This is a genomic window from Lyngbya sp. PCC 8106 (genome assembly GCF_000169095.1).
GTDB lineage: Bacteria > Cyanobacteriota > Cyanobacteriia > Cyanobacteriales > Microcoleaceae > Capilliphycus.
In genome coordinates this window covers 70,967-82,500 of sequence record NZ_AAVU01000018.1, presented here as the reverse complement: position 1 = coordinate 82,500, position 11,534 = coordinate 70,967, and the positions used below count along the sequence as shown (strand labels likewise).

General features: G+C 41.2%; 11 protein-coding genes and 1 rRNA gene (1 of these 12 cut by a window edge). 4 read left to right on the top strand and 8 right to left on the bottom strand.

What is annotated here, in order from left to right:
• The 5 genes from L8106_RS13910 to queF all read right to left on the bottom strand — a co-directional run.
• Positions 1-1,206: ribosomal RNA gene (locus L8106_RS13910) — 16S ribosomal RNA — on the bottom strand; it reaches 283 nt to the left of the window's first position.
• 582 nt (positions 1,207-1,788) lie between these two features.
• On the bottom strand, positions 1,789-2,334 hold the full coding sequence (locus tag L8106_RS13905) for a tetratricopeptide repeat protein (protein ID WP_009784960.1): 546 nt from the start codon (positions 2,332-2,334) through the stop codon (positions 1,789-1,791).
• A gap of 123 nt (positions 2,335-2,457) precedes the next feature.
• Positions 2,458-2,814 (bottom strand): 50S ribosomal protein L20, encoded by a 357-nt coding sequence (rplT, locus tag L8106_RS13900; protein WP_009784959.1) that lies wholly within the window; start codon positions 2,812-2,814, stop codon positions 2,458-2,460.
• Between the two features lie 39 nt (positions 2,815-2,853).
• Positions 2,854-3,051: a 50S ribosomal protein L35 gene (gene rpmI / locus L8106_RS13895; RefSeq protein WP_039896289.1), complete on the bottom strand. Its 198-nt coding sequence runs from the start codon at positions 3,049-3,051 to the stop codon at positions 2,854-2,856.
• Positions 3,052-3,149: 98 nt separating this feature from the next.
• A complete protein-coding gene (queF, locus tag L8106_RS13890) occupies positions 3,150-3,593 on the bottom strand; it encodes a preQ(1) synthase (protein WP_009784957.1) in 444 nt (147 codons plus the stop codon).
• Positions 3,594-3,778: 185 nt separating this feature from the next.
• Here queF and L8106_RS13885 point away from each other — a divergent pair, with 185 nt between their 5' ends.
• Positions 3,779-4,441, top strand: coding sequence for a hypothetical protein (locus L8106_RS13885; protein ID WP_009784956.1), 663 nt, complete (start codon positions 3,779-3,781; stop codon positions 4,439-4,441).
• Positions 4,442-4,980: 539 nt separating this feature from the next.
• On the opposite strand, the gene speD is transcribed toward L8106_RS13885, so the two are convergent.
• From speD to L8106_RS13870, 3 genes are all read right to left on the bottom strand, one after another.
• Positions 4,981-5,397: an adenosylmethionine decarboxylase gene (gene speD, locus L8106_RS13880; RefSeq protein ID WP_009784955.1), complete on the bottom strand. Its 417-nt coding sequence runs from the start codon at positions 5,395-5,397 to the stop codon at positions 4,981-4,983.
• Between the two features lie 215 nt (positions 5,398-5,612).
• On the bottom strand, positions 5,613-6,668 hold the full coding sequence (locus L8106_RS13875) for a pentapeptide repeat-containing protein (RefSeq protein ID WP_009784954.1): 1,056 nt from the start codon (positions 6,666-6,668) through the stop codon (positions 5,613-5,615).
• A gap of 238 nt (positions 6,669-6,906) precedes the next feature.
• Positions 6,907-7,182 (bottom strand): hypothetical protein, encoded by a 276-nt coding sequence (locus tag L8106_RS13870; RefSeq protein WP_039896287.1) that lies wholly within the window; start codon positions 7,180-7,182, stop codon positions 6,907-6,909.
• A gap of 282 nt (positions 7,183-7,464) precedes the next feature.
• On the opposite strand from L8106_RS13870, the gene L8106_RS13865 reads away from it, so the two are divergent.
• The 3 genes from L8106_RS13865 to L8106_RS13855 all read left to right on the top strand — a co-directional run bounded on the left by L8106_RS13865 (position 7,465) and on the right by L8106_RS13855 (position 11,422).
• On the top strand, positions 7,465-8,529 hold the full coding sequence (locus L8106_RS13865; RefSeq protein ID WP_009784952.1) for a glycoside hydrolase family 10 protein: 1,065 nt from the start codon (positions 7,465-7,467) through the stop codon (positions 8,527-8,529).
• A 74-nt stretch (positions 8,530-8,603) separates the two neighbouring features.
• Positions 8,604-10,505: a glycosyltransferase gene (locus L8106_RS30540; RefSeq protein WP_009784951.1), complete on the top strand. Its 1,902-nt coding sequence runs from the start codon at positions 8,604-8,606 to the stop codon at positions 10,503-10,505.
• 134 nt (positions 10,506-10,639) lie between these two features.
• Positions 10,640-11,422 (top strand): calcium-binding protein, encoded by a 783-nt coding sequence (locus L8106_RS13855; RefSeq protein ID WP_009784950.1) that lies wholly within the window; start codon positions 10,640-10,642, stop codon positions 11,420-11,422.
• The last annotated feature ends 112 nt before the right edge of the window (positions 11,423-11,534 follow it).

Here is an 11,534-nt window from a genome sequence, read left to right as displayed (position 1 = left end):
TGGCTGCCCTTTGTCCTTACCATTGTAGTACGTGTGTAGCCCAGGACGTAAGGGGCATGATGACTTGACGTCATCCCCACCTTCCTCCGGTTTGTCACCGGCAGTCTCTCTAGAGTGCCCAACTTAATGATGGCAACTAAAAACGAGGGTTGCGCTCGTTGCGGGACTTAACCCAACATCTCACGACACGAGCTGACGACAGCCATGCACCACCTGTGTTCCGGTTCCCGAAGGCACTTCCGAGTTTCCCCAGAATTCCGGACATGTCAAGCCCTGGTAAGGTTCTTCGCGTTGCATCGAATTAAACCACATACTCCACCGCTTGTGCGGGCCCCCGTCAATTCCTTTGAGTTTCACACTTGCGTGCGTACTCCCCAGGCGGGAAACTTAACGCGTTAGCTACGGCACTGCCTGGGTCGATACAGGCAACACCTAGTTTCCATCGTTTACAGCTAGGACTACTGGGGTATCTAATCCCATTCGCTCCCCTAGCTTTCGTCCCTCAGTGTCAGTTGCGGCCCAGCAGAGCGCTTTCGCCACCGGTGTTCTTCCCGATCTCTACGCATTTCACCGCTACACCGGGAATTCCCTCTGCCCCTACCGCACTCTAGCTATTCAGTTTCCACTGCCTTGCAGTAGTTGAGCTACTGTCTTTGACAGCAGACTTGAATTGCCACCTACGAACGCTTTACGCCCAATCATTCCGGATAACGCTTGCCTCCTCCGTATTACCGCGGCTGCTGGCACGGAGTTAGCCGAGGCTGATTCCTCAGGTACCGTCACTTTCTTCTTCCCTGAGAAAAGGGGTTTACAACCCAAAGGCTTTCCTCCCCCACGCGGTCTTGCTCCGTCAGGCTTGCGCCCATTGCGGAAAATTCCCCACTGCTGCCTCCCGTAGGAGTCTGGGCCGTGTCTCAGTCCCAGTGTGGCTGATCATCCTCTCAGACCAGCTACTGATCGTCGCCTTGGTAAGCCTTTACCTTACCAACTAGCTAATCAGACGCGAGCTCATCTCTAGACGATAAATCTTTGACCTTTCGGCTCATCCGGGATTAGCAGAAGTTTCCCTCTGTTGTCCCCGTTCTAGAGGCAGATTCTCACGCGTTACTCACCCGTCCGCCACTAACTCCGAAGAGTCCGTTCGACTTGCATGTGTTAAGCAGACCGCCAGCGTTCATCCTGAGCCAGGATCAAACTCTCCGTGTTGATTTCACCACTTGAGTTGAGTTAGCTTGCTCATTATTGTTATATTAATAATGAGTCGCTTTTCCTCTCTGGCTAGTTTCTTTGTTTGTGTAATTTAGATGACTCTTAGTTTCCTAAAAGTCCTCAAAAGAATATGTTCAAGGAACTGTGCTTAGGCTTTCAAACTCTTTTGTTATCTAGGTTCGGGCGCGTTGGAAGCAGTTGTCTGTTTCTCGAGCGCATTTACTAATGTAGCTGACTCTTCTGGGATTGTCAACCCTTTTCCTAAACTTTTTTTTGATAATCTTCAAACCCTTTGTGTAATCAGGGTTACAGACTTTGTAAGTCGAGCATAGCGAGGTTGATCCCTATTTCAATTGACTCTCTATACTTGTCCCGGTCTTTTACAGAAGACTCCATATCCCATAACCGAGTCATTACAATCCAAAAAATAAGCCACACTCTGACAATCACCCTCCTATCTGGAACCGGGTATCTGGTCATTGAGTATGGCAGTTATTTCTCTGAGTCATAGCCGAGCCGCCTTCTTGGATATTCTCAACTTAATCATCAGTCAGTCCCCGAGACTCATTCAAGAACAGCCTATTCCGACGATGAAGAAGGAATTCCTAAACGTTTACGCAATGATTCTGCTCTTTGCCTAGCAATCACATTTTTAGGATCACCTTGTAAAGCTTGCTCATAAGCCTCCAACGCCTGAGCCGTTAATTTTTTACGCTCGTAGGCATAACCCAAATTGTTGTAGGCTGTCACGTATTCAGGAGCAAGTTTCAGAGCTTCCTTGTATTGTCGAATCGCAATGTCATATTGTTCTTGAGCAAAGTAGGCATAACCCAAAGCATTGTAGACCAGAGGAAGATTTTGAGATTCCTGATCTTGATCTGATATCTTTAAAGCCTTTTGAAATACTACGATCGCCTGCGAGTATAACTTCTTATCGTTATAGATGCAGCCTAACTCGTAATATTCCTGAGCCGTACCCTTCTCTTGGCTCAATTTTTTTTGCAATCGAGACAGTTGATCTTCAACTCGGCGGGTTTTAAAAATCTGACGCAACACAAAAAACCCTACCCCAAAGAGTAGAGCCACTAACAATAGCAGGTAGACAACTGGTAAACGACTATCCATCACTTTGAGTAATTGTGAGAATTTCAGAAAAGGAGTGCTGCTGAAGATTTCGCTTCAGCTTGCATTCCCCATCTTAATTCTCGTTGTACTTCTACTCAATTTACCAGGCTATACCGCAACTCATTAAGCTTGAACTTGATCGGCTTGCTGTACTACTTGGCTAAAAGCCTGCGGATCAATCACAGCCAACTGAGCCAGCATTTTACGATTAATTTGGATATTCGCCTTTTTCAAACTCCCAATGAGTTGACTATAGCTAATCCCCTGTAGACGAGCAGCTGCATTAATACGAGTGATCCACAATCTTCGGAAATCCCGCTTACGCTTGCGACGATCTCGATAGGAATTCCGCAAAGCTTGCATGACCCGCTGATTTGCTATCCGAAAATTGGTAGACTGACATCCTCGGAATCCTTTAGCAAGCTTGAGAATTTTTTTGCGTCGCTTGCGGGCAACGTTACCGCGCTTAACCCTTGTCATAGTTCATTTCCCTTAACTGATTAAATATCTTCAAACTCCCTAGAGATAGGGCATCATCAAACGTACATTTTCAGCATCTCGCTCGTGAACCTCTGTGGTTTTCGATAAACGACTTTTACGAGATGATTTTTTATGCTGTAAGAGGTGACTCTTGTAGGCTTTACGGCGCATTAACTTACCGCTACCCGTGACTCGAAAACGTCTAGCGGCTGACTTACGAGTTTTCAGTTTAGGCATAAATTTAGTCTAATTTCAACACAGTCTACAATTGTATCATGTTCTACCGCCTATTTAGACGTAGCTGCCTAATTAGTTAGAGAAGACCAAATTTCAGGCTATTGGGATGATGACTCGCTACGTTGATGTTGAACTTCTATACAAGTATGAACATTACCTCGCGGATTAAAATCTCCGACCAATTTCACCTCTAAAGGATCACAAGCTCCGACAAAATCATCTAAGATTTGATTAATCGACTCTTCGTGAGAAATATAACGATCGCGATAACTATTGATGTAGAGCTTCAAAGACTTTAACTCCACAACTCGCTGATTCGGGACATAAGTCAAGTGAAGCGTGGCAAAATCGGGATAACCCGAGAAAGGACACTTACAGGTAAACTCAGGTAAAGAAATACTCACCTCATAACGACGTCCAACTCGCGGGTTCGGAAAAGTAATTAAGTGTCCCTCCTGAATCTCGCGTTCGCCATACATCAGTTCCTCTGGCTCCGAGGATGGAAAAACATTTTGTTCTTGTTCGGCAGGTAAGTTACTCATAACGATTAAAGTCGTGAATCTAAAAACTAAATAAATTTTACCTAAACTGTGGCTTAAACTTTCTTGACGAAAGATATTCTGATTGTTCTAATGACAATTACCCTAAAATATAGCAAGTGAACTTGGCTCTGGTTGATGGCGATCATGAGTCAAACCCTAAACATTCTTACTCAACTTCAAGTCCTATGCAAAATGTTAACGTTTCTGGCCAGGATTCATCAGAAACAACAAATACCTATTCTCCCTCTGTCCCAATTTCTCTTTACCGAGAAGTAACAGCCGAGTTACAGACCTCCAAAGCCTCTATCAACTCTTTGAAAACCCAAAATCAGCAGCTTGTGCAACAAAATCAGCAACTGCGTCGAGAACTCGAAAATTTAACGCAAGCAGCCATCCAACTTCAGCAAGCAATCAATACTGCTCAAAAGGCGAACCAACCTGAACTCTCTCAACAGAAACAGCAGAGTCATACTTCTCTAGAGATTTCTCACTTGAGTAGCCAGCAGAATACGACTTCTTCCTCTCCTACAAGCTTTGTAGAACTTCCCCTGATGACAAAGGCAGTCACTCGGAGTTCACCCCAGAACAAGAACGCCCAAACCAATCGTCCGCCCATTGCACCTCAATCTCCTGCTTCTGATTTGCCGGACAATCCTCCTTTTCAGCGAGAAATACCGGATCAACTATTTACTGAAGAACCAGAGGGTCGCCTACGTCCAACTTCAGAATCTCAACGAGTCGAGTTGAATGGATTTTGGTTGATCGTCTCTATTGCTTTAATTATTATCGTTGCTTTTGGAGCCGGATATTGGATTTTTCGTCCACTTTTGCAACAACAGCAACGTTAGACTTGAGAATTCTCCCCCTATAGTTCTAATAGAGGGAGAATGGGTGACTATTTTTTGCTCTCGAATGACTTGAACAAATTTTCAGCAACTTCCCAACGACTTGATTCTGAGGAAGGGGGCTAATTTTCGCGAACAAGAGTTTAGATGTGAAGTTCGCCGTAATATAGTATTACCCTTTTGACACTCCCACGCCGTAAACGGCGGGGATTCTTGGTTCAGCGAGTCCATTTAATACAGATAGGCTGCCCTATCTGCACCAGAGATGAATTCTCCCCAAGCGTTTTGCTCCATTTCAGAAACCTGTTTGGGTATGCCCTACCCTACAGTTCAAAACCTAAAATCTTGGTTTCTCTGTACTTGTTGCGTTGCGCGCTAATAAGCGCACAAGCTTTCCTGTGCGGAACCCCATAACTTCAGTGCGTCAAGGTGCGCTGCCTTTCGGCGACTGGGTTTTTAGTGTGGTTGATTACCCTTTCCACAAAAGAAAGTTTAACATAAAGCCGTCCTAAAGGACGGGGCTTGTATCCCAATTTTTTCGGTCAAACAGTCGTTTCAGTCCAATAACTCTCTAGTGATTCCCAACTTTGAGAATCTTCTGGAATGCTCATGTCTGGCTCAAACCCACGTTTAAATTCTCGTTGCTTAATCTGTTTGGCTTGCAGAGCAACTTCTAAACACTCAAGAGCAAGTTGGGGATTTCCACTTCCACAAAAGAAGACATCAGCAGCAAAGTAACCATATTCAGGCCAAGTATGAATGGCAATATGAGACTCGGCTAATGTGGCGGTTGCTGTCACACCATGAGGACTAAACTGATGAACACAAAAATCTATCAAAGTTGCTCCTCCGGCTGTAATTGCATCGAGTACAGCTCGACGAATGCGTTCTGGATCGTTCAGTAAGTCAGCGGGACACTGCCAAGCATCAATAACCAGATGGGTTCCCAATTTTTTCATTCTGCGCGGTTTTACCTCCATCCTATCGGGTTCAAAACCTTAAACTTCACTACTGTATCACAAAAAATTTGAGATCAATGATCACGAGGAAATCGGGAATTCTTAGAGAAATTGTTAAGACGACGGAAACCGCTGTCAGTTGCTCTAACCAACAGCGGCTCTGTGAGTTTCAAACTGAATAGAAGTTGATGAAAACGTCTTAATCTCTTTTTTGATTAGGCATAAGTTGCACCATTGGGCAAAATCGCCCCTTCTAGGAACACTTCATCTAAACTGGTTTGATTCAAACTGGCACCAATCAAATTCGCTTGACACAAATTTGCTCCTTTGAGATTCGCGCCTTTGAGAGAAGTCAATAACAATCCCGCTCCTTTGAGATTAGCGTGACTCAAGTTCGCTCCTCGTAAGTCCGCTTCTAGCAAACTCGCACCTGCTAAATTTGCTCCTGTTAAGTTTGCTCCTCGTAGATTGGCTTGACTCAAATCTGCGAGTCTCAAGTCGGCTTCATGTAAAATCAAGCCATTGAGATTAGCATTTTTCAAATTGGTACTCTTTAAATTAGCTCCACTCAATTGCGCTCCATTGAGATTGGCTCCTTCTAAATCAGCACCTTGTAAGTTAGCTCGGGTTAAGTTCGCCACACATAAGTTAGCATTGCATAAACTTGCTTCACTCAAATCGGCTCCCATCAGATTTGCACCGCTGAGGTTACTACGATTCAAATAAGCTCGAATCAGACAAGCTGAACTCAAGTTCGCGCCACCTAGTTCGCTTTCACTTAAAATCGCCCTGGTGAGGTTTACCCCACTGAGATCAATCGCGCTCAAAGTCGCCCGTGAGAGAGTTGCCCCAATCAGAGTCGCTTCTATCAGTTTAGAGCCATTGAGCAGAGAAGTTCCGATTAAACTGGCTCCTGTTAAGTTAGCCCCACTGAGATCAGCTTCAGACAAGATACTTCCACTGAGAAGCGCGCCACTCAAGTTGGCTTGAACGAGTAGAGTTTGGGTGAGACTTGCTCCATTTAAGGTTGCTTCAATCAAAATGGCTTGACTCAAGTTCGCATTACTCAGGTCTGCTCCACTTAAATTGGCACAAATTAGTCGAGTTTTGCTTAAGTTTGCTCCGGTCAGATTCGCATAACTAAGATTAACTCGATTGAGATTTGCTGCATTTAATTGAGCTGCCATCAGGTTAATTTCGCTAAAGTTACGTTCCCCTTTGGCATATCGTCTTAAGAGTTTATTCGCACTGAAAAGTTCACTAGCCTTCATACAAAATGAATAATTTACTGTAATCTATCGTTCGCTGAAAAATTCTCAATTACGTTGATTGAGAACTTATTAATTAGGATTGGGGGTGAATATTGAGTTCACACTTTAATCAAGCTATCGGACGGAGGATGACAATACTAAACGCTGTCGGTCAAGATTAAATTTCACTGACCTAAGACCGTTTAATTCTGGGATTGGCTGTTTGTCTAATCCCAGCAATTTATCAAGCACAGGGAGTTCAGCTAGTATCGCCAGCAACAAGAACGTACTGTCGTAAAGAAATCCAATTGGGTAGTTCCAGTAAAAATTGTGGATGAATTAGCAGCAGTGAAACCAGTTGCAGACCGAATGCAGTCAGGCGAATCAAACTTTCATCATTAGAAAAAATTGGAACGGGTATAGTCCAAGTAAAATGAGGTTGAACGGGCAGAATTTTCTTCAGCACAAAACAGTAGCGCTGTTGTGCTATCTCTCGATGAGTGTGGTCGAACCTAGAGTGGTTTGGGTCTCCCATAAAATCTGCATCCTGTTACCCCAGTCACGAATCCTCCCTGATGACAGGGGTGATGATTGCCAATCAGGGTCAGCTTTTCTCAGTTGGGACAGTGCTGACCTCAATACACTTTTTAAATTATTGCCCCTTAGTTAAAGATAATAACTGAAAAATCAACTGGGCAGGGACGAGCTTGTGATCAGAAAATCGCCCTTGATGAGTCATTCTCATCATTTTGTCGGATTCATTGCCGGATCATCAAGGAAAATAGAGATAAAGTTCAGTTGACACACAGGAGGTCACATGGAAATTCGCGGGATCTGGATTACAAACACTGATAGTAAAGTCCTTTATTCTCGGCAGACTATCGCAGAAGCAATGCAGTTTTTGGCGGAAACAGGATTTAACGTGGTATTTCCTGTCGTTTGGAATAAGGGAGTCACACTTTACCGCTCTCAAATGATGAGCCAACTGTTTGGAGTAGAAATTGATTTTTACGTGAGTCGTGGACAAGGACGTGATCCGTTACGAGAATTGATTGAAGAAGCGCATCAAGTCGGCTTGAAAGTCATTCCCTGGTTTGAATATGGTTTTGCCAGTTCTTATCAACAAAAAGGGGGGCGAATTTTGAGCAAAAACCCTCATTGGGCAGCGATAGATGCTCAGGGAAATCTTTTGGTAAAAAATGGTTTTGAGTGGATGAATGGTTTTGATATTGATGTTCAAAACTTCATCCTTAATTTGATTCTAGAGGTCGTCAGAAATTATGATGTTGATGGAATTCAAGGGGATGATCGAATGCCTGCGATGCCTTCTGAGGGAGGATATGATACGAAAACCGTTGAACGCTATATTCAACAATATGGTCGTAGACCTCCACTTTATCATAAAGATGAGCAATGGCTTCAGTGGCGAGCTGATATTTTAACGGGATTTTTAGCTCGTCTTTATCAAGAAGTAAAAGCGATTAAGCCTCATATTATGGTATCGATGGCACCGAGTCCTTATCGATGGGGATTGAATGAATATTTGCAAGATTATATCGCCTGGATTGATAAAAATTTGGTTGATATGATTCATCCTCAACTCTATCGTCGCAACTTTTGGAGTTATAAAGGTTTGGTGGATCAGTTGGTTGATACTCAGTTTAAAAATTGGCAACTCCCGAAATTATCTCCCGGTGTTTTACTCAAGATTGGCTCCTATACGATGACTGAAGCTGAACTTTTAAAAGCCATTGATTATAATCGTTATCGAGGTGTGCAAGGAGAGGTATTTTTCTTCTATGAAGGATTACGAGAAAATAATAATACTTTGGGAAATGCTTTGCGTAAAGGCCCTTATGCAAAAAGAGTTGCTCCCTGGTAGTTTTATCGGTTGAAGATCATCAAAGTTCTTCATTAAACTAAGGTTTTTTAGGTTAATCTTTTTGAGAAGTCAAAATGGATTTAGATCAAACGGCAGTTAACCTATCTGTAATTATTATTTGCGAAAAAGATCAATGGGGATTTCTCTTTGATGCAATCGCAACGGTAGAAGATTGTCTCGAATTTGTTGATGAAGTTCTAATTGTGACTTCTCGTTTTATCAGTCCTGATGATGAAGAAGTTTTAACCTATTTTAAGGGTCAAGGTTATATTATTTGTCGATTTAATGATGATTTTAGTCAGGCTAATATTCTAAATTTATCGATTAAAAAAGCCCAGGGAAAGTATATTTTTCCTTTATTAGCTAAAAACAAAATTAACTCTGATTATATCAGTGATGCTATAAAAATATTCTATAAAAATCATCAAATTGGTATCATTTATGGAGATATAGAGTTATTTGGAGAAAACAATAAAATTCAAGTTTTACCCGATTTTTCAGTTGTTCAGCTTCTCCGTCAAAATTTCATTAATCTAAGTTCACTGTTTAGAAAAAAAGTTTGGGAAGACTGCGGTGGGTTTGATGTTAATATCCCGACTCAGACTGAATCTGAATGGAAGTTTTGGTTGAATGCAGTTGAAAATAATTGGGACTTTTTTCACTTACCCCAAGTTTTATTGTATCAAAGAATTATTTTAGATCAAGTCGTTAACACAATTCACAATGAAAAACCGATTCAAAAATATCCTTTAGTTAGTGTTTGTATTCCCACTTTTAACGGTGATCGGTTTATTGCTGAAGCAATTTCTAGTATTTTATCTCAGACTTATCCAACCTTAGAAATTATTATTTCTGACGACGGTTCAACTGACCAAACCACTGCAATTGTTAAAACATTTCAAGACAAAACATCAATTGATATTTCGCTTTTTTATCACAAACCTTTAGGACTGGCTAAAAACTGTAATTTTGCTCTTTCTCAGGCTCAGGGAAAATATATTAAATTCTTATTTCAAGATGACTTGCTTTATCCCAATTGTATCACAGAAATGGTACAACTCGCAGAACAAGATCAGGAAATTGGGTTGGTATTTTCTCCGCGTGAGATCTGTTTTGTGGATGAAGTTGCTGAAACTGATCTCGATCTGATCTCTATTTATCAAGAGTTTCAAAATATTCATCAAGCTTGGTCAAGTTTAAAACCAATTCAACGCGGTGAAGAATTATTAACAGATCCCCATCTTTTTAAACATCCAATTAACAAAATTGGAGAACCAAGTACGGTTTTAATTCGTCGAGAAGTCTTTGAAAAGATCGGAGGATTTGATCCCCAACTCAATCAATTAGTTGATCTTGATCTCTGGCTAAGAATTATGGGAAATTATAAAATCGGATTTGTTAATCAAGTTCTCTCTTATTTCCGACTTCATACCCAACAAAAAACTTATCAAAATATCTCAGAAAATATTTCAACTGATCTGAAATTTTATCATAAAGTTTATTCTAATCCAGCTTATCATTTTTTTCCCTTATCTGTTCGTGATCGCGCTTTGTGTATTTATACGATTAACTTAAATCATTTTTATCTATATTTTTCTGATGTTAGTTCGGGAACTTTCTTAGAAAATTTACGTCTATTAAGACGAGAAGTTGCTGAATACTGGCTCAAACTTTCTCTAGAAGAATTTCATCCAAATCCCTCAATTGATTTCCAGATAGTCTATCGCATCTTACTGAGAAATAAAAGCTTAAGAGCGGAATCGCTAACGGAATCTGAGCAAATATTTGTTCAAACTCTAATTAACACAATAGCAAATTCATCTGCTAATGTTAAAATAGCTGGGAAAATTTTAGCACTGATGTTGTATCCAAATTCAACTCAATTCTCATTCCCTTCTCATCTGGTATTCGGATCTAATGAACTAGACAAAGAAATCATAGAGAGGATGAAATCAGGGGATTTCCATCTAAGTTAAGCCAATAATTTTAGATTAAAATCAAGGTAAAATAACTTCGTGTGAAGGTGACTCATATCTGAAAAAGATGTGTTAAACTCAACTCTTGTATTCTAACGATAACCAGTCAACACAATTTTGGAGAATCATCAATCATGGCTTTTACATTAGTTCCACTCGGTTTTGTGGGTTTTTTTGGATTTCCGATTTTGGGCGGAACGGATGATGCAGATACGATTTTTCTCTCTCCAGGTCAAGCCTCAAATACGGAAATTTTATTATTAGCAGGAAACGATAGTTTACAAGCTCCAAATATTAATGATCCAATCAGGGCTAATGGCAACCGAGGGAATGATACAATGAGCGGAGGATTAAACCGAGATACTCTCTTTGGAGGAACCGATGGAGATAGAATCTTTGCCAATTCTGGACAAGATGAAATCTTTGGGAATTTAGGGAATGATATTCTTGAAGGTGGCTTTGATGGAGATGTTATATATGGGGGTCAAGATGATGACGAACTCTTTGGTGATGAAGGAAATGATACCCTATTTGGCGATCGCGGTAACGATATACTCGATGGTGATGGAGGAGTCGATGATTTAATTAACGGTGAAGGAGATGATATCTTTATTTTTGATCCGGGAGAAGCCAGTCGAGATTTTAGTAATGTTGATGGAATTTTTAACGGATTTACAGGCGGAAACAACCGTTTAGTCGGAGATAAAATCGCAGTTCCTAGCCGACTTTTTAATGAAATTGATCCCTTGACACTAGAGCGAAACTTTGATGCAAACGGAGACAATAATCTTGATATTGCAATTCAGCTATTTGATGGTCGCTTTCTTGGGGTGCTTATTGATGATGGAACATTACCTAATCGTCTTAGTTTAGATCTTGATTTTATCTTCGATGATAGCTTTGATTTTAATCTATAGTCTGAAAAGCCGATCAAAAAAATGATGCAGTAACACATCAGCCTATCCCACACAATTGACCGGATTGAGTTGCATAATAGAAGATCAACTCTCTATCTTCGAGTACAATTAC

Bases quoted from the DNA above. Each gene is read 5' to 3' on its own strand.
- L8106_RS13905 (WP_009784960.1), bottom strand. From the start codon at position 2,334: ATGGATAGTCGTTTACCAGTTGTCTACCTGCTATTGTTAGTGGCTCTA.
- rplT (WP_009784959.1), bottom strand. From the start codon at position 2,814: ATGACAAGGGTTAAGCGCGGTAACGTTGCCCGCAAGCGACGCAAAAAA.
- rpmI (WP_039896289.1), bottom strand. From the start codon at position 3,051: ATGCCTAAACTGAAAACTCGTAAGTCAGCCGCTAGACGTTTTCGAGTC.
- queF (WP_009784957.1), bottom strand. From the start codon at position 3,593: ATGAGTAACTTACCTGCCGAACAAGAACAAAATGTTTTTCCATCCTCG.
- L8106_RS13885 (WP_009784956.1), top strand. From the start codon at position 3,779: ATGCAAAATGTTAACGTTTCTGGCCAGGATTCATCAGAAACAACAAAT.
- speD (WP_009784955.1), bottom strand. From the start codon at position 5,397: ATGAAAAAATTGGGAACCCATCTGGTTATTGATGCTTGGCAGTGTCCC.
- L8106_RS13875 (WP_009784954.1), bottom strand. From the start codon at position 6,668: ATGAAGGCTAGTGAACTTTTCAGTGCGAATAAACTCTTAAGACGATAT.
- L8106_RS13870 (WP_039896287.1), bottom strand. From the start codon at position 7,182: ATGGGAGACCCAAACCACTCTAGGTTCGACCACACTCATCGAGAGATA.
- L8106_RS13865 (WP_009784952.1), top strand. From the start codon at position 7,465: ATGGAAATTCGCGGGATCTGGATTACAAACACTGATAGTAAAGTCCTT.
- L8106_RS30540 (WP_009784951.1), top strand. From the start codon at position 8,604: ATGGATTTAGATCAAACGGCAGTTAACCTATCTGTAATTATTATTTGC.
- L8106_RS13855 (WP_009784950.1), top strand. From the start codon at position 10,640: ATGGCTTTTACATTAGTTCCACTCGGTTTTGTGGGTTTTTTTGGATTT.